This window comes from Mycolicibacterium sp. XJ870, from assembly GCF_053483975.1.
Window position 1 is genome coordinate 1 of record NZ_JBEFTI010000006.1, and the last position, 23,296, is coordinate 23,296.

19 protein-coding genes and 1 pseudogene are annotated in these 23,296 nt (G+C 65.5%); 15 read left to right on the top strand and 5 right to left on the bottom strand.

Annotation, left to right across the window (positions count from 1 at the left end; genetic code table 11):
• Positions 1–40 precede the first annotated feature (40 nt).
• On the bottom strand, positions 41–1,921 hold the full coding sequence (locus ABQF30_RS20800) for a S9 family peptidase (protein ID WP_448467276.1): 1,881 nt from the start codon (positions 1,919–1,921) through the stop codon (positions 41–43).
• An 18-nt stretch (positions 1,922–1,939) separates the two neighbouring features.
• Complete coding sequence (locus tag ABQF30_RS20805; protein WP_448467278.1) at positions 1,940–2,572, bottom strand: TetR/AcrR family transcriptional regulator; 633 nt, start codon at positions 2,570–2,572, stop codon at positions 1,940–1,942.
• 126 nt (positions 2,573–2,698) lie between these two features.
• Between ABQF30_RS20805 and ABQF30_RS20810 the strand changes: the two genes are divergently transcribed.
• Positions 2,699–4,228: an acetyl-CoA acetyltransferase gene (locus tag ABQF30_RS20810; RefSeq protein ID WP_448467280.1), complete on the top strand. Its 1,530-nt coding sequence runs from the start codon at positions 2,699–2,701 to the stop codon at positions 4,226–4,228.
• 20 nt (positions 4,229–4,248) lie between these two features.
• On the opposite strand, the gene ABQF30_RS20815 is transcribed toward ABQF30_RS20810, so the two are convergent.
• A complete protein-coding gene (locus ABQF30_RS20815) occupies positions 4,249–5,097 on the bottom strand; it encodes an LLM class F420-dependent oxidoreductase (protein WP_448467282.1) in 849 nt (282 codons plus the stop codon).
• Between the two features lie 160 nt (positions 5,098–5,257).
• Between ABQF30_RS20815 and ABQF30_RS20820 the strand changes: the two are divergent.
• The 6 genes and pseudogenes from ABQF30_RS20820 to ABQF30_RS20845 form a co-directional block, all read left to right on the top strand.
• A pseudogene (locus ABQF30_RS20820) lies at positions 5,258–5,506 on the top strand (dimethylsulfone monooxygenase SfnG); the annotation flags it as partial.
• A gap of 146 nt (positions 5,507–5,652) precedes the next feature.
• Complete coding sequence (locus ABQF30_RS20825; protein ID WP_448467284.1) at positions 5,653–6,480, top strand: DUF5336 domain-containing protein; 828 nt, start codon at positions 5,653–5,655, stop codon at positions 6,478–6,480.
• A 57-nt stretch (positions 6,481–6,537) separates the two neighbouring features.
• Entirely contained in the window at positions 6,538–7,938 is a 1,401-nt protein-coding gene (locus ABQF30_RS20830) for a cell division protein PerM (protein ID WP_448467286.1), read from the top strand.
• A gap of 10 nt (positions 7,939–7,948) precedes the next feature.
• Positions 7,949–8,581, top strand: coding sequence for a phosphoribosylglycinamide formyltransferase (gene purN, locus ABQF30_RS20835; RefSeq protein WP_448467288.1), 633 nt, complete (start codon positions 7,949–7,951; stop codon positions 8,579–8,581).
• Positions 8,582–8,591: 10 nt separating this feature from the next.
• Positions 8,592–10,154: a bifunctional phosphoribosylaminoimidazolecarboxamide formyltransferase/IMP cyclohydrolase gene (gene purH, locus ABQF30_RS20840; RefSeq protein WP_448467290.1), complete on the top strand. Its 1,563-nt coding sequence runs from the start codon at positions 8,592–8,594 to the stop codon at positions 10,152–10,154.
• 59 nt (positions 10,155–10,213) lie between these two features.
• The gene (locus tag ABQF30_RS20845) at positions 10,214–10,861 is read left to right on the top strand and encodes an LpqN/LpqT family lipoprotein (RefSeq protein ID WP_448467291.1); all 648 of its coding nucleotides are present in this window, start codon (positions 10,214–10,216) and stop codon (positions 10,859–10,861) included.
• A gap of 7 nt (positions 10,862–10,868) precedes the next feature.
• Here the strand turns inward: ABQF30_RS20845 and ABQF30_RS20850 are convergent, their stop codons facing one another.
• On the bottom strand, positions 10,869–12,704 hold the full coding sequence (locus ABQF30_RS20850; RefSeq protein ID WP_448467293.1) for an LpqN/LpqT family lipoprotein: 1,836 nt from the start codon (positions 12,702–12,704) through the stop codon (positions 10,869–10,871).
• 102 nt (positions 12,705–12,806) lie between these two features.
• Here ABQF30_RS20850 and ABQF30_RS20855 point away from each other — a divergent pair, with 102 nt between their 5' ends.
• The 4 genes from ABQF30_RS20855 (at position 12,807) to ABQF30_RS20870 (ending at position 18,383) form a co-directional block, all read left to right on the top strand.
• Positions 12,807–14,189 (top strand): sigma 54-interacting transcriptional regulator, encoded by a 1,383-nt coding sequence (locus ABQF30_RS20855; RefSeq protein WP_448467295.1) that lies wholly within the window; start codon positions 12,807–12,809, stop codon positions 14,187–14,189.
• The gene (locus ABQF30_RS20860) at positions 14,182–16,161 is read left to right on the top strand and encodes a vWA domain-containing protein (RefSeq protein ID WP_448467297.1); all 1,980 of its coding nucleotides are present in this window, start codon (positions 14,182–14,184) and stop codon (positions 16,159–16,161) included. The genes ABQF30_RS20855 and ABQF30_RS20860 overlap by 8 nt, the downstream gene beginning before the upstream one ends.
• Before the next feature lie 612 nt (positions 16,162–16,773).
• Positions 16,774–17,934: a DUF6973 domain-containing protein gene (locus ABQF30_RS20865; RefSeq protein WP_448467299.1), complete on the top strand. Its 1,161-nt coding sequence runs from the start codon at positions 16,774–16,776 to the stop codon at positions 17,932–17,934.
• 2 nt (positions 17,935–17,936) lie between these two features.
• Positions 17,937–18,383, top strand: coding sequence for a hypothetical protein (locus ABQF30_RS20870; RefSeq protein WP_448467301.1), 447 nt, complete (start codon positions 17,937–17,939; stop codon positions 18,381–18,383).
• 364 nt (positions 18,384–18,747) lie between these two features.
• On the opposite strand, the gene ABQF30_RS20875 is transcribed toward ABQF30_RS20870, so the two are convergent.
• On the bottom strand, positions 18,748–19,389 hold the full coding sequence (locus ABQF30_RS20875) for a YdcF family protein (RefSeq protein ID WP_448467303.1): 642 nt from the start codon (positions 19,387–19,389) through the stop codon (positions 18,748–18,750).
• Positions 19,390–19,512: 123 nt separating this feature from the next.
• Here ABQF30_RS20875 and ABQF30_RS20880 point away from each other — a divergent pair, with 123 nt between their 5' ends.
• From ABQF30_RS20880 to ABQF30_RS20895, 4 genes are all read left to right on the top strand, one after another.
• Positions 19,513–20,223: a TetR/AcrR family transcriptional regulator gene (locus ABQF30_RS20880; RefSeq protein ID WP_448467305.1), complete on the top strand. Its 711-nt coding sequence runs from the start codon at positions 19,513–19,515 to the stop codon at positions 20,221–20,223.
• On the top strand, positions 20,204–21,103 hold the full coding sequence (locus tag ABQF30_RS20885) for a class I SAM-dependent methyltransferase (RefSeq protein WP_448467306.1): 900 nt from the start codon (positions 20,204–20,206) through the stop codon (positions 21,101–21,103). Before ABQF30_RS20880 ends, ABQF30_RS20885 begins: the two co-directional genes overlap by 20 nt.
• A gap of 94 nt (positions 21,104–21,197) precedes the next feature.
• A complete protein-coding gene (locus tag ABQF30_RS20890) occupies positions 21,198–21,812 on the top strand; it encodes a hypothetical protein (protein WP_448467308.1) in 615 nt (204 codons plus the stop codon).
• A gap of 62 nt (positions 21,813–21,874) precedes the next feature.
• Positions 21,875–23,083 carry a PE-PPE domain-containing protein gene (locus tag ABQF30_RS20895; protein ID WP_448467310.1) on the top strand — a complete coding sequence of 403 codons (1,209 nt, stop codon included), beginning with the start codon at positions 21,875–21,877 and terminating at the stop codon, positions 23,081–23,083.
• The last annotated feature ends 213 nt before the right edge of the window (positions 23,084–23,296 follow it).

The following is a 23,296-nucleotide window of genomic DNA, read 5'->3' on the forward strand; positions in this document are numbered from 1 at the left end:
ACCCGTGTGTTTTTGGGGGGGTGCCGCGTCTGCTCGGCAACTAGAGGCGACCGCCTAAGTGCTGTGCGAGGAACCGCTCGACGGCGTGGTACATGTCAATCTGGTTGTCCGGGTTGAGAAATCCATGCCCCTCGTCCGCCTTGACCAGGTACTCGACCTCGACGCCACGCTTACGCAGCGCTTCCACCATGTTGTCGGATTCGGCCTGCACGACGCGAGAGTCGTTGGCGCCCTGCACAACCAACAGTGGTGTGCGGATCTGGTCGACGCGCGTGATCGGTGAGCGGGCCAGCATATCGGCTTCCTGGGCCGGGTCGTTGGGATTGCCCACATACATGTGCCAGTTGGTGGCCAGGAACCGCCGGCCGACGTTCGGCAGCGTGCGCATGAAGTTCGCCAGGCTGGAGATGCCGACGTAGTCGATGGCCGCGGCGAACACATCGGGAGTAAAGGTGACGCCGACGAGCGCAGCATAACCCCCATAGGATCCGCCGAAGATCGCCACGCGATCGCGATCCGCGTAGCCCTGCTTGACGGCCCAGTCCACCGCGTCGATCAGGTCGTCGTGCATCTTGCCGGCGAATTCGCCGATGGCGGCCTGGGTGAACGCCTTGCCGTAGCCCGTCGAGCCACGGAAGTTGACCTGTAGCACCGCATAGCCGCGATTGGCGAGCATCTGGACGTCGGGTTGGTAGCTCCAACTGTCGCGCGCCCACGGACCGCCGTGGACCAACAGGACGAGTGGAAGATCGCCGGCCCCCTCCTTTTCTGACCCCACCGGCAGCGTCAGATACGAGTGCAGGTCCAACCCATCGCGTGAGGTGATCGTCACCGGGGTCATCGGGGCAAGTGCGCCGGGATCCAGATGTGGGTAGGGCCGGAACAGCAGCCGACTCTGTCCGGTCGAGTGGTCATAAAAGTACGTGACGCCGGTGTCGCGGTCGTGATTGAAGCTCACCACCCAACGCTGCTCACTGGTGTCCGATGACAACCCGGCCAGGTCGCCGTCGGACAGCTTGGACAGATTGTCCAGTATTGCAGCGAAATTCGGGTCCAGGGCGTGGATCAGCTGGCGTTCCCCGTAGTAGCGGACACCGAGCAGGTCGCCAGTTCGCTCACTGAGGATCAGCGGCGTTACCGGAAGTCCAAGTGCCCACGCCAGATCGAGAGTCGGGTGGCTGTCCACCTCGGTCTCCTCGCCCGTGGATACGTCGAGCCGGACCAGCCGGGTCAGATCGGTGCCCTGGTTGGACCCTACCCAGAGGCCGGTGCCGTCCGGCGTGATGGTCACGGGATGAATGCCCAGCGGGTAGTCGACGCCGTCATAAACCTTGATGGTGCGCAGTGTGCTTGTCGCCGAGTCCCATTGCGATATCTCGATGTCACCGTCGGCGGTCAGCGTGTTGGTGAACAAGTCGCCATTGGGTCCGGTCAGCCAGCCGACAACGGTGCCGGGGTTCTCCGCGACCAGCGTCAGTTCACCGGTCGCGATATCCAGTTCATAGGCGTCGAGCAGTTCGGGGTTGCGGTTGTTGATCTGGACGATGGCCTTGCCCGGGCGACCCTTCAGAAGCTCGAATTGGGCTCTCGCGCCAGGGAATGGCGTGAGATCGACCGCAGAAGTCTCCGGGTTGTCGGGGTCGACGCGGTACACGTGCCAGTTCTCGTCACCACCGTTGTCCTGCATGTAGAGCAGCCACCGCGAATCGTGGGTCCACTGGTAGATGTAGACGCTGCGGGTCTCGTCGGCCGTCACGCACCGCGCGGTCTCATCGTCGTCGGCATCTTGCACCCACACGTTAAGTCGGTTCTTCCACGGCGCGAGGTACGCGATCCGGGTTCCGTCGGGCGAGATGGTCGCACCCGCGCGAACCGGTGGACTGAAAAAGTCCTCGATACTGATGATTTCGGGTAATGCCACTGAAGTCCTTTCGTTGGGTCAGGCCGTGACTGGTCCACCCAGGCGACCGTTGGTGGCCTCGCGGATAGCTCGGTCCATGAGCGCGAGTGCTTCTTCTTGGCTTATCTTTTGGTGATCGACGATGACGGCCCTGCTGGCGTCCTCGTCGACGACGCGGAACGCCCCCGTGACTGCGGCCGCGCACAGGCGAACCGTCAGGTCGTCTTCGGGCAGCCCCAACCGGTCGGCGAGAACCGGGATGAGGCCCTGTTCCATCTGGTCATGAACCATCAGGTACGCGGTGCGCAGTGCCGGTTCCGACGTCGTCATCGTGGTGAGCCGCATCGCGCTGATCTCGTCCTCGATGTCCTGCGGGGACAGCGGGTACTGAACAGTGTCTGCGGCAAGGTGTTCCGCGAGTGACAGCTCGTGCGGCCACCGACGGGTTATTGCCAGGAATCGGTCCAACGACTTGGCCAGCAGGGGCTCGACACAACTCTCCTTGCACCGGAAATAACGCCAGATCGTCCGCGTGGAAAGCCCTGCAGCCGCGGCGATGTCGTCCCCGCTGGTACCTGATACGCCACGTTCCCAGAACAGGGCTGCCGCGATACGGGACACAGCAAGTCGTTGATCGTCCTTGTCGATGGCTGCCACCTCCGATCTTGTCACTTAGTGACAGCACCACTGTGTCACTAAGTGACAGCCGCGTCAAGGCTGCTAATTCTGGACCGCGGCTGCGAGCCGCCGTCATCGATCCGTTAGCCTCGCGAATTAACACGTGTCAGGAGGTTGCTCATGGTCGATCCGCGTACACCGGTCATCGTCGGCGTCGGACAGTTCACCGAGCGCATCGATGATCCCGATTACCGCGGCATGTCGTCGGTGGAGTTGGCGACCGAGGCGGCGAAGGCCGCTCTGCACGACTGTGGGGCCGACGCGGACGCTGTGGCACGTGCCATCGACACGGTCGCCGGCACACGTCAGTTCGAGATCTCCGGCCCGACTCCGCCGCCGTTCGGCGCCTCCAACAACTACCCGCGTTCGGTCGCTCGCCGAATCGGCGCCGAACCGGCCCGCGCGATTCTCGAGGTGATCGGCGGTCAGAGCCCCCAGCATCTGGTCACCGAGTTCGCCGGATCGATCGCGGCAGGCAAGTCCGACGTCGTCTTGCTGTTCGGATCGGATGCGGTATCCACCGAACGTCATTTCGCCAAGCGGGACGACAGGCCCGATTTCAGCGAGAACATCGACGGCCAGCTGGAAGACCGCGGCTTCGGCTATGACGGCATCTTCGACGAGTACACGGTCAAGCACGGATTGATCGGTGCCCCCGTGCAATACGGCCTTCTGGAGAACGCGCGCCGGGCGCGGCTCGGCCTGTCCGTTGCCGACTATCGGCTCAAGATGGCCGAGCTGTTCGCGCCGTTCTCGAAAGTTGCTGCCAAGAACCCGTTTTCGGCTGCGCCCGTGGAACGCTCCGTCGAGGAGCTGGCCACGGTCACCGACAGCAACCGGATGATCTGCGATCCGTATCCCCGCCTCATGGTGGCCCGTGATCAGGTCAACCAGGGCGCTGCGGCGCTCCTGATGTCTGTTGAGACCGCGCGTCGGCTCGGGGTGCCCGAGGAGAAATGGGTGTACCTGCGCGGGCACGCGGACATGAAGGAGCAGAAGCTGTTGGAGCGCGCCGAGATCGGCGCGAGCGCAGTCGCGGTGACCGCGGTGAACGAGGCGCTGCGGGTGGCCGGTGTCGGACTTGACGACGTGGCGACCTTCGACCTCTACAGCTGCTTCCCGTTCCCGGTGTTCAACATTTGCGACGGGACCGGTCTTGCCGCCGACGATCCGCGCGGTCTTACCTTGACCGGCGGGCTGCCGTTCTTCGGTGGGCCGGGCAACAACTACTCGATGCACGGCATCGCCGAGGCCGTCAACGAAATGCGTGATAAACCAGGGCAATTCGCACTTATCGGCGCCAACGGCGGGATCGCCAGCAAGTACTCGGTAGGTGTCTACTCGACCGCACCCGCCGACTGGGCAGCCGACAACAGCGCCGAGCTGCAGGAGCAGGTGGCGGCGCTGCCGAAGGTGGGGATCACCGAAAACGCCGACGGCCCGGCAACGATCGAGACGTACACCGTGCGTTACGACTGGACGCCGCGCACCGGCATCATCATCGGCAGGTTGGATGCCGACGGCAGCCGGTTCCTCGCGACCACCAAGGATCCCGAACTGGTCGCGCTGCTGTCAGACGGTGACCCGCTCGGTGCGTCAATCGAGGTGAAGGCGACCGAGAAGGGCAACCGCGCGTCGCTGACGGTCTAGCTTCCCTCGGCGGGAGAAATTCAGACCAGCGCAGCCAACTTGCCGGCCAGCCGCTCCACGTAGCCCGCCACTTCGGACTCGGACTTGTCGGGCAGGCCGAACAACACCTCGGTGACGCCAAGCTCGCGCCAATGGGCCAGCTTCTCGGGATCGGGCTTGAAGTCCAGCGCCACGATCTGCGGGGCGCCGGAGCGCCCGGCCGCCGCCCAGGTGTCCTGCAGCAGCTTCACCGGTTCGTCGATGTCGAAGTCGCGCGGCGTGGTGATCCAACCGTCGGCAGACTTGGAGATCCACTTGAAATTCTTCTCGTTGCCTGCCGCGCCCACCAAAACCGGGATATGCGACTGCACCGGCTTCGGCCATGCCCACGACGGTCCGAAGTTCACGAATTCGCCGTCGTATGAAGCCTCTTCCTCGGTCCAGAGCGCCCGCATGGCCTCGAGGTACTCCCGCAGCATCGTCCGGCGACGCCCCGGCGGCACCTTGTGGTCAGCGAGTTCATCTGTGTTCCAACCGAACCCAACTCCCAGCGATACCCGCCCACCGGACAGGTGGTCCAGGGTGGCGATGGACTTGGCCAGGGTGATCGGGTCGTGTTCGACGGGGAGCGCGACAGCCGTCGACAACCGGACCCGCGAGGTCACCGCACACGCGGTGCCCAGCGACACCCACGGATCCAGGGTGCGCATGTAGCGATCGTCGGGCAGTGATTCGTCACCTGTGGTGGGGTGGGCGGCCTCCCGTTTGATCGGGATGTGGGTGTGCTCGGGCACGTAGAAGGTGGTGAAGCCGTGGTCGTCGGCCAGCTTCGCGGCCGAAGCCGGGGCGATGCCGCGGTCACTGGTGAAAAGAACGAGCCCGTAGTCCATGACCAGAATTAGAACGTGTTTCAGTCACAGGGGCAAGACTGAGGGTCTCGTTTCACTCGCCGCGACAGAGAAAGTTCACCGCGAGCGATACCCGCGACCTGCGACCGCAGCTTTGCTGCCATCAGACCATGGCATGGTCGAACCACGCCAACCCGGCGCAGCCGATTCGAGTTTCGAGGATCTGCTGCAGTACAACGACGGATTCCGCAGCCGGCTGATCGGTACCCCGGAGCGGATCGCGGAACGTATTGCGGCGTACCGCAAACGCGGCGTGGAGCTGTTCATAGGCGGCTTTCTGCACTTCCAGCAGGAAATCGAGTACTTCGGTGGCACGGTGTTGCCCTTGGTCCGCGAAATCGAGGCAGCCGAACAGGATTGGGTCGACGCTCCCGTACTGGTATCGGCTTGAGACCGGTCTGACATACGTAGCGCGTGCCCGGCACCCCGGCGGGTGCGCTAGCGTGGAAGCGAATCGCTCACGTGGTCCGTACCAGGTCCGCATCCATGCCTGCGTGAATGCCCGACGCGCGACGCTCGATCAGCACAGGAGAGGTCATGACCTACCCGCCCAGTAGCCCCGGATACCCGCCCGCACCGCAATCGGGTTCCCAATACGGCGCAACTCAGCAGTTCGCGAAGACGGACGTAGCCCCCGGTGAAAGCAAGCTGCCGGAAATCCTGCTGGCGGCAGTCGCCGCGTTGGGCATCATCGCCTTCCTGGTGAGCTTCGGCATCGAAGCCGGGGCCGTGTTCAGCAACACCGTCGTGCCGACGCTGGTGCTCGCAACGCTGGTTGCCGGCCTGTTGGCTGGTGTGGGCCTGCTGCCCAAGCAGAAGAACTACACCGCGATCGCCGCGGTGCTCGCCACTGTCGCGCTGCTGCAGGCGGCATATGTGTTGTTCGCGACCGAGGGCGAGGCCGGATGGGCGGTCTACACGATTCTGGCGCTCACCCTTCTCCAGGCCGGTGCCGCGATCACCGCACTGCTGTTCGAGTCGGGCGTGGTCACGCCTCCGGCTCCCAAGCCCGCGTTCGACCAGCAGTCGCAGTACGGCCAGTACGGCGGCCCGTCGCAGTACTACGGTCAGCAGAGCCAGCCGCAGCAGGGCGGTCAGCCCTACCAGCAGGCTCCTGCCGGCCAGCGTCCCGGCTACCCGTCGCAGTACGGCCAGTACGGCCAGAACACCGGCGGTTTCCAGGCGCAGAATCCGCAGGGCCAGCAGGGTGGTCAGCAGAGCGGCCCGCCGACCCCGCCCACCGGCTTCCCCACCTACGGTCAGCCGCAGCATCAGTCGAATGCCTCGGCGCCCACCACGCAGGTCCCGGCACAGCCACAGGCACAGCAGCCGTCTTCACAGCAATCCGGCCAGTCGTCGTCGTAAGCTGATCCGCGCGTGCGAGACCCGCGCGCGCGGATCTTGCGAGGAGCGGCCCAGCTAGTGGATAACCGGCCAGTTGGCCCACGCCAGGCGCGTGAGCTGCTTCGGGTCGCATTCGGGCCGTCCATCGTGGCGCTGGTCCTCATCGCCGCGGTAGTGCTGTTGCAGTTGCTGATCGCCAACAGCGATATGACGGGCGCGTTCGGCGCGACCGCCAGCATGTGGCTGGGCGTGCATCAGGTGCCGGTTTCGATTGGCGGCCGCGAACTGGGCGTCATGCCGCTGCTACCGGTGCTGGCGATGGTGTGGGGCACCGCGCGCACCACCGCGGCGGCGACCGCACCCAACTCCTCGTGGTTCGTCACCCGCTGGGTGGTGGCCTCTGCGCTGGGCGGCCCGCTGCTGATCGCGGCCATCATGCTGGCCGTCATCCACGACGCCGCCTCGGTGATCACCGAACTGCAGACCCCCAACGCGCTGCGCGCCTTCTGCGGCGTGCTGGCCGTGCACGCGATCGGCGCCGTGCTGGGGGTGGGTTCGAAAGTCGGCCGCCGCACCCTGGCCGTCTCACCGCTGCCCAACTGGCTGCCTGACGCGTTGCGCGCCGCCTCGGCCGGCGTGCTGGCCCTTTTCGGCCTCTCCGGTGTGGTGACGGCCGCTTCGTTGGTTGTGCACTGGGGCACCATGCACGACTTGTATGCGATCACCGACACGGTGTTCGGCCAGTTCAGCCTCACCCTGCTGTCGATGCTCTACATCCCCAACGTGATCGTCGGCACCGCGGCCGTCGCCGTGGGTTCCAGTGCGCACGTCGGGCTGGCCACGTTCAGTTCGTTCACGGTGTTCGGCGGGGACATCCCGGCGGTGCCGGTGCTGGCGGCGGTTCCGGCGCCCCCGCTGGGCCCGGTCTGGGTGGCGTTGCTGATCGTCGGTGCCGCCTCGGCGGTGGTGCTCGGCCAACAATGCGCACGACGACCGCTGCCCGCGTTGATCGCATCGGCCAAGTTGGTGGTGGCCGCGCTGGTCGCGGCAGTGACGATGGCCCTGCTGGGCTACGCCGGCGGCGGGCGGCTGGGCAACTTCGGCGACGTCGGGGTGGATCAAGCCACGTTCGGGCCCGCGGTTTTCCTGTGGTTCGTCGGGATCGGCGGGTTGACGGTGGCGATGTCCGGCGGCATCGCGCGACGGGTCAGGCCGGTGCCCGCTCCTGCCCCGGTGGCCGCGGCTGAACCCGAACCCGAAACCCCTCAGCCGGAGTCGGACCCCGAAGAAGACGAGCCCCGCGAGCCCGACGAGGAGCGCGTCGACGAACCCATCGTGTCGTGGCATGCCGAGGACGCCGACGCGGACGCCGACGCGGACCCGCCCGAGCCGGTCATCGATCTGCACGATGACCCCGAGGAACACTTCATCGTCGACGACGACGTGTCCGACGACAGCCCGCGCAACAAGGCCGACTAGGCTGCTGCGCGTGCAGCAACCGCTACGTGTGCCCCCGAGTGCACCGGCACGGCTGGTCGTGCTGGCTTCGGGCACCGGATCGTTGCTCGCGTCGCTACTGGCCGCGGCCGTCGACGACTATCCCGCTCGGGTCGTTGCTGTCGGCGCCGACAGGAAGTGTGCGGCCCTCGATATCGCCGAGGGCGCTGGGCTGCCGTCCTACACTGTGCGCCTCGGCGACCACCCCGAACGGTCGGCATGGGACAGCGCGATCACGGCTGCCACCGCCGAACATCAACCGGACCTGGTGGTCTCGGCCGGGTTCATGAAGATCCTCGGCCCGCAATTCCTGAGCCGCTTCCCCGGCCGCGTGGTCAACACCCATCCGGCGCTGCTGCCTGCTTTCCCCGGGGCGCACGCCGTGCCCGAGGCGCTGGATTACGGCGTGCGGGTGACGGGCTGCACCGTGCATCTGGTCGACGCGGGGATGGACACCGGGCCGATCCTGGCGCAGCAGGCCATCGAAGTGGCCGACGACGACACCGAAGAGACTTTGCACGAACGCATCAAGGTCGTCGAACGACGGCTCCTGGTGGACGTGCTGGCCGCGCTGGCAACCCGCGGCGTGACCTGGACCGGACGAAAGGCGACCTTCGGATGTTGAGGACACAGCGATGAGCGACAAGAAACCGATCCGCCGGGCGCTGATCAGTGTCTACGACAAGACCGGCCTGGCCGATCTGGCCCGCGGTCTGCACGAGGCGGGCGTCTCCATCGTCTCCACCGGATCGACTGCGAAAACCATTGCCGGCAACGGTGTTCCGGTCACCCCGGTGGAAGAGGTAACCGGATTCCCCGAGGTTCTCGACGGCCGCGTGAAGACGCTGCACCCACGCGTGCACGCCGGCCTGCTCGCCGACACTCGCAAGCCCGAACATGTTGCCGCGCTTGAGGAACTCAAAGTCGAGGCGTTCGAGCTCGTGGTGGTGAACCTGTACCCGTTCAGCGAGACCGTGGAATCCGGGGCTTCGGTCGACGAATGCGTCGAGCAGATCGACATCGGCGGACCGTCGATGGTGCGGGCCGCCGCCAAGAACCATCCCAGCGTGGCGGTGGTCGTCGACCCGATCGGCTACGACGGCGTGCTGGCCGCGGTGCGGGCCGGCGGGTTCACTCTCGCGGAGCGAAAGATTCTGGCTTCGTTGGCGTTCCGGCACACCGCGGAGTACGACGTCGCGGTGGCGGGCTGGATGGGGTCGACGCTGGCGCCCGAAGAATCCGCACAGAAGCTACCCCAGTGGTACGGCGGCACCTGGCATCGCAGCGCGGTGCTGCGCTACGGCGAGAACCCGCATCAGCAGGCGGCCGTCTACCGTGACGACTCGGCGTGGCCGGGCCTGGCGCAGGCCGAGCAGCTGCACGGAAAAGAGATGTCCTACAACAATTACACCGACGCCGACGCGGCCTGGCGGGCGGCGTTCGACCACGAGCAGATCTGTGTGGCGATCATCAAGCATGCCAACCCGTGCGGTATCGCGATTTCGGCAACCTCGGTGGCCGACGCGCACCGCAAGGCGCACGAGTGCGATCCGCTGAGCGCATTCGGCGGCGTGATCGCCTCGAACACCGAGGTCAGTGTCGAGATGGCGGAGACCGTCGCCGACATCTTCACCGAGGTGATCATCGCGCCGGCCTACGAGCCCGGTGCGGTGGAAGTGTTGTCCCGCAAGAAGAACATCCGCATCCTGGTCGCCTCGCAGCCCCTGGTCGGCGGCGTCGAGTTGCGGCAGATCAGTGGTGGCGTGTTGCTGCAACAGCGCGACGCGCTCGACGCCGAGGGCGACGACCCGAACAACTGGACGCTGGCCACCGGGGTGGCCGCCGACGAGCAGACTCTGACCGACCTGACCTTCGCCTGGCGTGCCTGCCGGGCCGTGAAGTCGAATGCGATCGTCGTGGCCAAAGACGGTGCGACCGTGGGTGTCGGCATGGGCCAGGTGAACCGGGTCGACGCGGCGCGGCTGGCCGTGCAGCGCGCAGGTGATCGGGTGCCGGGCGCAGTCGCGGCTTCCGACGCGTTCTTCCCGTTCCCCGACGGGCTGGAGGTGCTCGCCGAGGCGGGGGTGACGGCGATCGTGCATCCAGGTGGATCGATGCGCGACGACATCGTGACCGAGGCGGCCGCCAAGGCGGGGATCACGCTGTACCTCACCGGCGCAAGGCATTTCGCGCACTAGCGGTTGACGGGGCGTCGACGTGCGATAATTGGGTATCACACGACGAAAGTGTGGGCGTCATGGCAGCGTCGAGAATCGCCGCTCTGTTGGTACTGGCTACGTTGCTGACGACGTCGTGCACGCGCGTGGTCGAAGACGCGCGTGCGGTGCCGGGCCCAGATCTCTTGCAGGCCGCCGCCGCTGACAATCCCGACTGCGAAGATGTCGACGCACCGCTGACCACGATCGCGTCGCGGGACGCCGCGGAACCGGTGCTCAAGATCCCACAGCCCGACGGCTGGGAACGCACCACGATGATGGACTCGGAGCTGATCCGGTTCGCCATGGGCAATCCGGGCCTGGGCACTCCCGATTTCACCCCGGTGGCGGTGGTGACGTTGGAGACCGTGCCGGGTCGCCAGGACGCGGAGATGGTGTTCGCAAACCAGCGGGACGCGCTGGAGAGCGGCCTGGGCGCCACGGGCGTCGAGGTCACCCCGCACACCCTGTGCGGATTGCCTGCCGAAACGGTGCACTATCAGATGCCGGTGATGGGCATCGTGGGGCCGCACCCGGCGATGGTCGTGGCCGCGGTGATGCACGTCGACGACAGCACGTATATCGCGGCGGTCACGATACAGAGCACCACACCGGACAATCAGCAGTATCAGCGCGATTCCGAGCTGATCCTGACCGGATTCCAGATGTTGCCCCCGGAGCAGGGGTAGCACAGCGTCAGGGCGCGAGGCCGGCCTGCTGATCGATGATCTTGTTGACATCGACCAGCGCCTGGAAGTCGCGGTAGAGCGAATCTGCGTTGACCTGAACCACGTAGACGCCGGACGGTGATTCGACCACCACGGTCTTCTGCGTGATGGCCCGGCGCTTGCCGTCCTTGAAGTACGTACCGCCCAGCTGCACGGCGGGGAATCCGGTGAGGTTACTGCGCGTCACCCCGCCGATGGGCTCCCATTCGGCCAGGTTCTGCAGTTCGTTGGGGGCGAACTCGAGCAGCTTGTTCGGGTCGACGTTGCCGGCGAGCCTGGAGATCAGCGAGATGACCGACGGCGGATCGGTCGGGGAGACGGGGTCGTTGACGATCGCCGAGTAGGCCCACGGCGGTGTGCGCGGGCCTGCGTCGGCCCAGCCGGGCGGAATGGGCATGGTCAGCACCGGAGCTCCGGGTTCCCCACGGTGCACCGGTGTTTCGACGATCTTGTTCTGCTTGATGTAGTCGGCGATGGTGAACAGGTGACCGGCCGGCGGCTTGGGCGTGGTCGGCACAGTCGTCACGCTGGAGGTGGTTTCGGCCGCCTGTGCCGAGGTGGTGGTCGCGTCCGAGGCGTTGCTGTCACCGCCACCCGCGGTCACGGCCAGCGTGATACCGCCGACCAGCAGCACCACGGCACCGATCGCTGCGGCCGCCACGATCACCTTGCGCCGGTCACCGGATTTGCGCGACGACGTCGTGTACGGCAGCGGTGGCGGCCCGTAATTGGTGGACGGCAGGGGTGGCGGCGGGCCCGGAATCCCGGCCACCGGTTGTTTGCTGTGGGACGGCTCGTCACTGCCTGTCCACGATGACGTGTACACCGGCGGCTCCGACGGCGGACCCGACATCGGCCGGTTCGACGGGTTCGACGGCGACAGCGGGACCGGAAGCGGCTGGGCCTTCAGCGGCATGGTCGGCGGCGCGGGTGCCCCAGATGGCGCGTGGACGCCGGGCAGCGTTCCGGTGGCGGCCTCGGCCAGTGCCACCGCAAAGTCGTGGCAGGTGTCGAAGCGGTCCGTGGCGTCTTTTGCCAGCGCCTTGGCCATCACCGAATCGAACACGCCCAGTTCAGCTTTCGTGTCGCCCAGCTTGGGTGGTGGCGAGTTCAGATGGTGGCTGATGACCACCGCCGGATTGCTGTGGGAAAACGGCGGAGCCCCGGTGAACAACCGGTAGGCGGTGGCGGCCAGCGAGTACTGGTCGGCACGGCCGTCGAGCGGCTGACCCATCAGCTGCTCGGGCGCGGTGTAGGACATCGAGCCCACCGTGATGTTGGTGGACGTCAGACCGTTGACGTCGTCGGTGCGCCGCGCGATCCCGAAGTCGGTCAGCATGATGCGCCGCTTGGAATTCTGTTTGCTGGTCAGCAGGATATTGGCCGGCTTGACGTCGCGGTGCAGCAGGTGGCGCTGATGTGCGTAGTCCAGCGCGTCGCCGACGGCGGTGACGATCTCGACCACGTCCTCGGCCGGCATCCCGGACGGGTACTGGTCGTGCAGCAGCCGGGCCGCGTCGTGACCGTCGACGTAATCCATCGAGATCCACAGCCGGCCTTCGAACTCGCCACGGTCGTGAACCCCGACGATGTGCGGATGCCACAGCGTGGCAGCCATGTCCGCCTCGCGGATGAACCGCTGCCGGAACTCGTTGTCCGAGCTGACGCTCGTGGGCAGCACCTTGAGGGCGTCCTCCCGAGGCAGCCGCGGATGCGTTGCCAAATAGACCTCGCCCATGCCACCAGTGCCCACCAACCGGACGATGGTGAACCCCGCGAATGCTTGACCGCTAGCCAACGGCATGGCCCGCAGACTACCGGTCCCGCGACGCCGCCAACGAGTATGGCAAGCCCGACGCAGACGGGTGGCCATGCTTACCCGGCCGCACCGTCGTAGCGTGGAGTGGTGAGCCAACCCAAGGATCTGCCCCGCACGGTCGGTGAGCTGCGTGCTTCCGGCCACCGCGAACGGGGCGTCAAGGTCGAAATCCGAGAGAACCTGCTGTCTGCACTGGCGGACCGGCGCGATGTGTGGCCGGGGATACTTGGTTTCGAGGACACGGTGATCCCTCAGCTGGAGCGTGCCCTGATCGCCGGGCACGACGTGGTGCTCCTCGGTGAGCGCGGCCAGGGCAAGACCCGATTGCTGCGGGCGTTGACCGGGCTGCTCGACGAGTGGACACCGGTGATCGCCGGTTCCGAGCTGGGCGAGCATCCGTACAGCCCGATCACGCCGGAGTCGATCCGCCGGGCCGCCGACTCGGGCGAGGACCTGCCGATCGAATGGCGTCACCGCAGCGAGCGCTACACCGAGAAACTCGCCACCCCCGACACCAGCGTCGCCGATCTGGTCGGCGACATCGACCCGATCAAGGTCGCCGAGGGCCGGAGCCTCGGGGATCCGGAAACGATCGCCTACGGGCTGATCCCGCGGGCGCATCGCGGCATCGTGGCCGTCAACGAGCTGCCCGATCTGGCCGAGCGGATCCAGGTGTCGATGCTCAACGTGATGGAGGAGCGCGACATCCAGGTGCGTGGCTACACCTTGCGGCTGCCGTTGGACGTTCTTGTGGTCGCCAGCGCCAACCCCGAGGACTACACCAACCGTGGCCGGATCATCACCCCGCTGAAGGACCGGTTCGGCGCCGAGATCCGCACGCACTACCCGCTGGAGGTCGAAGCCGAGGTCGGGGTCATAGGCCAGGAGGCGCACCTGTCCGCCGAGGTGCCCGAATACCTGTTGGCGATCCTGGCGCGGTTCGCACGCAATCTGCGTGAGTCGAGTTCGATCGATCAGCGCTCGGGCGTTTCGGCTCGGTTCGCGATCGCCGCGGCCGAGACGGTGGCGGCCTCGGCGCGGCATCGGTCGGCCATTCTCGGCGAGGACGACCCGGTGGCCCGGGTGGTCGATCTGTCGACCGTGATCGACGTCCTGCGCGGCAAGTTGGAGTTCGAGACCGGCGAGGAGGGCCGCGAGCAGGCGGTGCTGGAGCACCTGCTGCGCCGCGCCACCGCCGACACCGCACAGCGACTTCTGGGCGGCATCGACGTCGGGCCCGTGGTGGTCGCTGTGGAGGAGGGCTCGCCGGTGACCACCGGTGAGCGCGTCTCGGCCAAGGACGTGCTGGCCGCGCTGCCCGACCTGCCTGCGGTCGACGCGATCACGACGCGACTGGGTGCCGAGTCGGTCGGTCAGCGGGCCGCCGCGGTCGAATTGGCATTGGAAGCGCTGTATTTGGCCAAGCGCATCGACAAGGTGTCGGGGGAGGGCGAAACCGTCTATGGCTAACAGCAGCCATGGGCATACCTCGCGGTATTCGCGGTACACCGGCGGTCCGGATCCGCTGGCACCGCCGATCGATCTGCGCGACGCGCTCGAGCAGATCGGTCAGAACGTCATGGAGGGCAGCTCGCCGCGGCGGGCATTGTCCGAGCTGATGCGCCGCGGTACGTCGAGCATGCGCGGCACTGACCGATTGGCCGCCGAAGCCAACCGGCGGCGGCGGGAACTGTTGCAGCACAACAACCTCGACGGCACTCTGGCCGAGATCAAGAAGCTGCTCGACGACGCGGTGCTGGCAGAGCGCAAAGAGTTGGCGCGGGCGTTGGACGACGACGCCAGGTTCGGCGAACTGCAGCTCGAGGCGCTGTCCCCGTCACCGGCCAAGGCTGTGCAGGAGCTCTCCGAATACTCGTGGCGTTCACCGGAGGCCCGCGAAAAGTACGAGCAGATCAAGGATCTGCTGGGTCGCGAGATGCTCGATCAGCGGTTCGCCGGCATGAAGCAAGCCTTGGAGAACGCCACCGACGAGGACCGTCAGCGCGTCAACGACATGCTCGACGACCTGAACGAGTTGCTCGACAAGCACGCGTCCGGTCTGGATACGGACCAGGATTTTCAAGACTTCATGGCCAAGCACGGCGAGTTCTTCCCGGAGAATCCGCAGAACATCGACGAGCTGATGGATTCGTTGGCCCAACGGGCCGCCGCCGCCCAGCGGTTCCGCAACAGTCTGTCCGAGCAGCAGCGGGCGGAGCTGGATTCCTTGGCGCAACAGGCTTTTGGATCACCGTCGCTGATGAATGCTCTGAATAGGCTCGATGCGCACCTGCAAGCGGCGCGTCCGGGTGAGGATTGGACCGGCTCGCAACGGTTCTCCGGCGACGAACAACTCGGGATGGGGGAGGGCGCCCAAGCGCTGGCCGACATCGCCGAGTTGGAGCAGCTGGCAGATGCTTTGTCGCAGAGCTACGCCGGGGCGACGATGGACGATGTCGATCTCGACGCGCTGGCCCGTCAACTCGGCGACGAGGCCGCCGTCGATGCCCGCACGCTGGCCGAGCTGGAACGCGCCCTGGTCAATCAGGGCTTTCTGGACCGCGGCTCGGACGGTCAATGGCGGTTGTCGCCCAAGGCCATGCGCCAACTCGGCCAGACGGCCTTACGGGATGTGGCGCAACAACTTTCCGGCAGGCACGGGGAACGCGACACTCGGCGGGCCGGGGCCGCCGGCGAGCTCACCGGTGCCACCAGGCCCTGGCAGTTCGGCGATACCGAGCCGTGGAACGTCACCCGCACGGTCACCAATGCGGTGCTGCGCCAAGCCGGTACGGGTGTGGCAGATCGGCCCATCCGGTTTGCGGTCGAGGACGTGGAGATCTCCGAGACCGAGACCCGTACCCAGTCCGCGGTGGCGCTGCTGGTGGATACGTCGTTCTCGATGGTGATGGAGAACCGCTGGCTGCCGATGAAGCGCACCGCGTTGGCGTTGAACCATCTGGTCTCGACCCGCTTCCGGTCAGATGCCTTGCAGATCATCGCCTTTGGCCGCTACGCCCGAGCCGTGACCGCAGGCGAACTGACCGGCCTGGAAGGTGTTTACGAGCAGGGCACCAACCTGCATCACGCGCTGGCGCTGGCATCCCGGCATCTTCGCCGGCACCCCAACGCCCAGCCTGTGGTGCTCGTCGTCACGGACGGCGAGCCGACAGCGCATCTGGAAGACTTTGACGGGGATGGTAGTTCGGTCTTTTTTGACTACCCGCCGCATCCGCGAACCATCGCTCACACCGTGCGGGGATTCGATGAAGTGGCCCGGTTGGGCGCGCAGGTGACGATCTTCCGCTTGGGCTCTGATCCGGGCCTGGCCCGGTTCATCGACCAGGTGGCTCGACGCGTGGCGGGCCGGGTGGTTGTGCCTGACCTTGACGGGCTGGGCGCCGCGGTGGTCGGAGATTATCTGCGTTCGCGCCGGCGGTAGTTCTGCTGCGCCGCTTGCGGTTCTGCGCCGTTGCGGCTCACAGAACTGACGCATAATCAACTGCTCAGGAGCTTGTGAGAACTTAGAGGCTGCTATTAAGAGAACGAACGGCCTAGCCACCCCAACGCACGCAGCTACACTGTAGCGACGGTCGACGCCACTACCACGGGGGTTAACAGCGGTGTCCCAACAGCTCTCTGTCAGCCCTGATGGGTTGCGCGCCGCTTCCGCGGTCCTGAATGAACATGCTGGTCAGCTAACCTGCGATGACGACTCGGCAACGCATGCCGGTGCAAAGCCGTCCCGCGCGGGGGTTTCGAGTCTTGCCGCCTCTATTGAAGCGTTCACCACGGCCTATGCCGGACGCATGCTCGGGCACGGGCAGTCAGCTGGGGCGGCTGCGGCAAGCTACTCCACCATCGATGATGGTGGGGCCGCCAACATTGCGGCGACATCGGTGTGAGCGGAATGTCGTCCGGGCTATTTCGAACCCCAGCAACCACACCCGGCTCCGCGTCCGGTCCAGGCGTAGGTCTTCCCACCCGCTCAGAGATTGATGGTTGGACCGACGCCATCGACGATTTGTCGGTGGCTGCGCAGGGGTACGGAACGGTGGCGGACAAGATCGAGATCGCGGCCGATGCCCACGTCCAGCAGCTATCGACGCCCGGCGGAACCGACTGGGAGGGTGACGCCGCCGATATCGCGCAGGAGGCCGGGTACTCGGATCGAGGCGTGGTGTACGGTGCGGCCGAACTGATGCGGAAGATGCGGAAAGCCGCCTATGAGGGGGCGGGCAATATCAGTCAGGCCAGGGAGCTGGCCCTCGATGCAATCTCGGATGCTGAGGTCGACGGCTTCCAGGTCGGCGACGACCTGACGGTGACCGACCCGCGCCGCTACTCCGGCCAACAATTGACTCTCTATGATGCCCGCAGAACCAAAGTCGACCAACATCACAGCTACATTGCCATGCGTGCACGCAACCTGGCCTTCGAGGACGCCAAGGTCGGCGCGCAACTCGATGCCGCAGCGGTTGAGCTTGACGGGATGATCCCGCTGAACTGGGGCTACAAAGAGAATCCGGCTAGCGAGCGGAGCATTACCCCGGACGACATACTTGAGCGTTACCAGGTCTCGGAAGACCCGGATGGCATGGTCGACTGGGAGCCATCATGGCCGGCGAGCATTTTCACGGATCCGCAATACATCACTGCTGGCGAAGCTCGGATGCTCGACGAACTTGGTCTATCGGGGCAGCGGGACATGCAGCAGGCCAAGGAGGCAGCACAGGCTCAGGCCATATCGCGATTTCCTCCACCTGACGGTAAGGAGATCGACAACCACACCGATGCCTTCCGCCATGCCTACTGGAACGCCTTGATGACTCAGCGATTTGGGGAAGAGTGGACGCGCCAGTTCACCACAGCGCATGAGAGACGCACCGCCAACTATGCCTCCAGCGAGGCGATGGACTTGTGGAACAACGAGGTCGGGCGGCGAATCGCTGCCGCCAACCCAGATGCGTCCTCCGAGCAGCTTGCCGGCATGGTCGAGCAGGCGGTGCGCAATGGCGAGACGGTCGTGATCCGTCCTGACGGGCAGGGCGTCATATGGAGTGATCAGATCCCGGTGGGCGGCCCCACGGGTGATTCCAGCGTCAGCGCGCCGGTCCAGGGCAGCGGTCCGGACACGGCTCCGATGCCGCAACCGGGAGGCGGCTACGACCCTGGTCAACCTGGCGGATACGCAACGGCGGCGGGCGGATACTGACGATGAAGGTGGGTTTGAACGTGACACGATTGTGGCTCTGCGCGGTCTTGATTTGCGTCGGTGTGGCGGGTTGTGGCCAGTCAAGTCCGGGCGCGGATATCGACTACCACAATCCACTCGGAGCCAAACTCACCGACCTGTCACAGAACGGGCGGTCAGCTCGGTTGTCCGATCTCACCGACTTTTCTTGGAACGAGGTCCATCTCTTCCGCGGTTTGACGCGGGAAAAGATCGCAGAGGTGGTGGGGTCGCCGGCAATCCGCAACGCGGATTACGACCCAGAGGTGAACCTGCTGGTGTTCGAGGAAAGTGGCAACGTTGTCAAGGTGATCGGCTTACACGGCCTTCTAAGTGCTGACCACCCGAGTTGGCCGTCGACCGTGCGCCTGGAGCCGTCGGGGAACGGCCTTCTGCGCCTGACTCTCCCGAGTCCTGATCCTCCAAACTGACGCTTCTCAACATCCGGTGAGCTTTATCGACCAGGTGGTGGCGCCTGAGCTTGACGGGTTGGGCGCCGCATTGGCGGACTCGCTGCCGTGGGATCGACCATTGCATTGTTTTCGATGGCCGCTGAGTCGCCGTCACCCCAACAATTGTCCGGCTAACCCAACTTTACTTGGGGTAGCTCAGCGGCTTTGTGAGTGCTGCGCCGTTGCCCCGAGACTGACGCATCGGCTGATTCCCGCTGGGAAGACTTCAAGGTCGGCGCCGAGTACGACGGAGAGCAGCACCTCAGCAGCCGCACCCAATATGTCTTGGACGTCCGGGTCAACCGTGCGCTGCAGCGCCTTGACTGGCACGTCGTCCACGTCATCAAGGAGGACCGGGGCGCCGACATCGTGGAGCAGGCGCGCACGCCTCTGTTATCGAGAGGCTGGCATGCCTCACCACACGGCGACGGATGAGTTCATGGGCCAGCATGAACCCGTGCACCGGACCCCACTCGACTGGGAGGTAATCGCGGGCACGGACCAGTCGTGCTGCCAGTTCAGGTGATTCGTCCCGGAGGATGCGCCGGGCGCGTCGAGCGTGAAACGTGTTCGACGCGATCTTGATCGCCGGGGCGTCGACCAACAGGGGTATTGAATTCTCGATGTTCTGCACAGTCGTCCTCGACTGGTCTTCGAGGACGATGTTGGTGGCGGGAACACCGAGTGTCACCACCGCGTAATTGGCCATCATCTGCGCTTCGGAGAGCTTCGAGCGCACTGCTCCGCCGGAGAAGATGAAACGGGCCCGCATCGGATCGGTCGAGCGCACTGCGATGCGCACCCGCCACCGGTACAGGGCAGGCCGCGGGCAGCCCAGCACGAGGATGACCTCGCCCTTCTCGATTCGAGCGGGATCGAGACCGTCCGCCGGCAGGTCTTCCTGCGACGCCCGCCACGTTTTCCACTCGCACCAGGCGAGGACTGCAACCACCACGGCTGCGGCGCGTCTGGTCCATGTGCGCATAACGCCATTCGACCATGCGCCCGCCAAACCGGCGCAAGGGTCGTCGCATGCGATTCCGCCAGCCAAAACGTCGCCTCTTGCGTGACTATTGACCAGAATCATCTTCTGGTCAAAGATGGACCTGTGGATGCCCGACGGGAACGTGCGGACCGGATCCTCGATACGGCCAAGGACTTGCTGCTGCGCTGGGGTTATCGGCGTATCCGGATCGACGAGGTCGCCAAACGGTCCGGCATCGGCAAGGGAACTGTGTATCTGCACTGGCGCACCCGCGAGCAGATGTTGTCGGCGGTCGGCACGCGTGAAACCGCCGAGATGGTCGGTGCGGTGGTGTCCGCGATACGAGGCGGTCCGCAGGAGGTCATGCCGAATCGGCTGATGCGTCGGATCTTCCTGGAGGCGATGCAACGGCCCGTGTTGCGCGCGATCTACACCCGGGACACCGACACAATGGACGCGCTCGTCGCCGACAACTCCCAAGGGTCAATAGGCGCGAATTTCGCCGGCTGGCGCGAGTACCTGACGATTCTTCATGGGCACGGCCTACTGGGCGAGGGCTTACGGCCGGAGGACGTTCACTATCCGCTCACGGCAAGTGTTTTCGGCTTCTTCGCCGCCGAGCCGATGGTGCCCGACGAACTCGGCCTGAGTCTGGACGAGAAGGCCGACCATCTGGCGAACATGTTGCGGCGCGCTTTTGAACCCATGCGTCCACCGGCGGCCAAGCGCGTGGAAGCTGCCGCCGGCGAGGTCGGTGCCCTGTTTGAACGGCTCGCCGACGAATTCCGAACGCTCACTTATGGAGGAGGCAATGATGACTCGAAACGACAATGACAGTTGGGATTTGGCAACGAGCGTGGGCGTCACCGCGACCGTGGTCGCCGCCCAGCGCGCCATCGCTGCGCGGGGGCCGGTTCCGCTGATCGACGATCCGTACGCTGAGCCGTTGGTGCGGGCGGTGAATGCCGATGCCGTGACGCGTCTGCTGGACGGTGACACTGATGTGGACGACGGCTCCTTCACTGTGCGGCAGGCGGCTGAAGCGATGGCGGTACGCACGCGCTTATACGACGATTTGTTCACGAGAGCTGCCGCGGCGGGGGTGCGGCAGGCGGTGATCGTGGCCTCCGGACTGGACACCCGCGCCTACCGATTGCCATGGCCGACAGGGACGGTCGTGTATGAGCTCGATCAGACCCGGGTAATTGATTTCAAGACCAAGACCCTGGCGGATCTGGGCGCGCACCCCACCGCTGAGCGGCGGGCCATCGGGATCGACTTACGCGATGACTGGCCAAAGGCACTGCTGGCCAAAGGCTTTAACCAATCTCACCCGACGGCGTGGATCGCTGAGGGGCTGACGATCTATCTGCCGCCAGAGGCGCAGGATCAACTGCTGGAGAACATCACCCGACTCAGCGCCCCGGGCAGCTACCTCGCCACCGAGTATGTTCCGGACGCCTCCGTGTTCTCCGACAGTCGATCCGAACGGGTCCTGGAGGGCTTTCGGCGGTCCGGCCTGGACACGGAGCTGTCTGACCTTGTGTACTCGGGCCGGCGAAACGACGTGCTCGAATTCTTGACGGCCCGGGGCTGGGACATGTCGTCGCAGTCGATCGAAGAGGCGTACGCCGCCAACGGCTTTGAGGTTCCCGGCAACGACATGTTCGCCGCGTTCGCCGATGCGCGCATCGTTACCGGCGTGCGGACTTAGTTCGCCTTGCCGAAACCGACGCCATGGTCGATCCACCCGGAAAATTCAGCCAAAGCGTCGGGTTCGGGGGTATGGACGGGCTTATCGTGAGGTCATGTCGGCCGACAAGGTGTCCGTCGTACTGGCCGTGGCGGTGATGGCCCTCGGTGTGGGATGCGCGGGCGACGAGCAGCCTGCCGCAGCGTCGGAGGGCACCACGACCACGGCCGCGAGCGATCCGTATCCCGGCGGGCCGCTGGAGACGGTCTTCGTCCCGGACCCGAAGTTCACCGGTGGCATCGAGATTCTGCGCGTGACGGTGCCGCACTGGGCGGTCATCGAGGACCATGAGTCGCCGTCCACGCGCGGCTGGATCGGTTACCCGGCCGGCGGAAACCTGGATCTACCACTGCGATTCGACGTCGCGTTCGACGGGACCATCGAGGACCTGAAGCCGCCGATCGACGGGGCTTGCTACCACCACGGTGATCCGCCTTATCCCGCGTTGAGCGTCGACGACATCACCGCCCAAACCGGGGATGGCAAGCCTTCCCGCAAGATGGGCGACCGCACTGCCGACTACCGGGTCTGGCACGCGAATTGCCCACAGGAAACCGTGCCGGAGATTCACCAGGCTTGGCTGCTGCCGGACGACAACATCGCGATCTACGAGCAACGGGCCACGGAATACAACAACGCCGTGGTGGAAAGCGTGCAGGTCCTGCGCTGAACGCGGCCGCACGCATCGTGGCCGTCGGGTAGCTTCTGCTCATCCTGGCGAAAGGTATGTCGATGGCAAAGCACGCCACATCAGTGGTGGCCGGCGCGGCGCTGGCGATGGCGGCCGCGCTCGGCGTGACGCAACCGGTAACCCCGGTGCAGCTGGCGGCACTCATCATCGGTGCGAGTTCGACGAACCCCAGCGGCGACGGCGTCGAGGACTTCTACGGCGGGCTCTACCAGCAGGACGAGACCGTCGTCGCCAACTTCTTCACCGGACCACCCGGGATCTATCGGGCCATCTCCGACAACAAAGGCCACGACAACGTCGTGCTGTCGTCCGGGTGGGGCGCGGCGAACGCCAGCCTGCTGCTCAGCCATCTCAAACTGACGAACGATCCGGTGCTGGCGAGCCCGAAGCTGTACGTGCTCGACAACAACGTTGCCAGCCCCAACGGCGGCTTCGGCACCCGGCTGCCGGTCTTCGCGGTGATCGGCGTGAATCCCATTCCGACTCCGACCGATCCGGGTGTGCCCGTGGTCAACGTGGTCTACGAGTACGACATCAACTCCAACATTCCGGCCTACCTGTGGAATGGGCCCGCGATGGCCAACTCATTGATGGCCTACTTCGAGCGTCGTCTCAATCAGGAAAGCCTGGAGTTCCCCGTGGACGCCGACGGTCAGGTGCGCGACTGCGACGCTGCTTGCAAGGCCACTTTGGCCTCCGGCGGAACCATTGAACGCGAGATGGCCGGCGGTCAGACGGTTCGGATCAGCCGGGTCGACGACACCACTTACGTCGGGTATGAATCCACCAACCTGCCGTTGGTGGCGCCGTTGCGGGCGTTCGGGGAGCCGGGTAACCGGCTTGCCGATGCGGCGACGCCTGCGTTGCGGGCAGTGGTCGACTACGGGTATCCGGACAACGATCCATTGGCCAACCCGGATAAGTACGTCTCGGCCCGGCTGGTCCCAACGCGCCAGGAGACCGAGAAGTTCGTCAACGACTTCACGGCCGGGGTCGAAGAGGGCGTCAAGATGCTGCGGGGAGATGACGATTCGGCACCGGCAGCGCGGCCATTGGTGCGCAAGAGCCTCGACTTCACCCCGAAGGTGGGCCGCGATTCCACCGCGCGACGCCCGGGGAAGGCGTTTGTGGAATCGACGGTGGACGGCGTGCGCCAGGTTGCCAACCGTCTCCAAGGAAAAGGCACCGACACTGCCGAACCGGCTCCAAATTCATCGGAACCATCCGGCGCGGAAGCGTCCGAAGACTGAGAGACACTCAGGTCACTCTCAGGCAGCAGCGCGCTTGAATGCGGTGCCGGCTTTCGTGCGAGCGGCTCTTGGCAGCACATGTTGACGGCCGACAAATGGTGCGTAATCCAGTCCATCTTTTGCGGCCGTTTTACATTCATTGCGTAGGAAAATATCTAGCTTTGGGCAGCCATTCTTGACGGGCGTCCTTACCTGCGTAAAAGCGGGCGCTGC

What these genes read in the sequence shown, in the direction of transcription:
- ABQF30_RS20810 (WP_448467280.1), top strand. Translation starts at nt 2,699, where the DNA reads ATGGTCGATCCGCGTACACCGGTCATCGTCGGCGTCGGACAGTTCACC.
- ABQF30_RS20815 (WP_448467282.1), bottom strand. Translation starts at nt 5,097, where the DNA reads ATGGACTACGGGCTCGTTCTTTTCACCAGTGACCGCGGCATCGCCCCG.
- ABQF30_RS20825 (WP_448467284.1), top strand. Translation starts at nt 5,653, where the DNA reads ATGACCTACCCGCCCAGTAGCCCCGGATACCCGCCCGCACCGCAATCG.
- purH (WP_448467290.1), top strand. Translation starts at nt 8,592, where the DNA reads ATGAGCGACAAGAAACCGATCCGCCGGGCGCTGATCAGTGTCTACGAC.
- ABQF30_RS20845 (WP_448467291.1), top strand. Translation starts at nt 10,214, where the DNA reads ATGGCAGCGTCGAGAATCGCCGCTCTGTTGGTACTGGCTACGTTGCTG.
- ABQF30_RS20850 (WP_448467293.1), bottom strand. Translation starts at nt 12,704, where the DNA reads ATGCCGTTGGCTAGCGGTCAAGCATTCGCGGGGTTCACCATCGTCCGG.
- ABQF30_RS20860 (WP_448467297.1), top strand. Translation starts at nt 14,182, where the DNA reads ATGGCTAACAGCAGCCATGGGCATACCTCGCGGTATTCGCGGTACACC.
- ABQF30_RS20870 (WP_448467301.1), top strand. Translation starts at nt 17,937, where the DNA reads ATGAAGGTGGGTTTGAACGTGACACGATTGTGGCTCTGCGCGGTCTTG.
- ABQF30_RS20875 (WP_448467303.1), bottom strand. Translation starts at nt 19,389, where the DNA reads ATGCGCACATGGACCAGACGCGCCGCAGCCGTGGTGGTTGCAGTCCTC.
- ABQF30_RS20885 (WP_448467306.1), top strand. Translation starts at nt 20,204, where the DNA reads ATGACTCGAAACGACAATGACAGTTGGGATTTGGCAACGAGCGTGGGC.
- ABQF30_RS20890 (WP_448467308.1), top strand. Translation starts at nt 21,198, where the DNA reads ATGTCGGCCGACAAGGTGTCCGTCGTACTGGCCGTGGCGGTGATGGCC.
- ABQF30_RS20895 (WP_448467310.1), top strand. Translation starts at nt 21,875, where the DNA reads ATGGCAAAGCACGCCACATCAGTGGTGGCCGGCGCGGCGCTGGCGATG.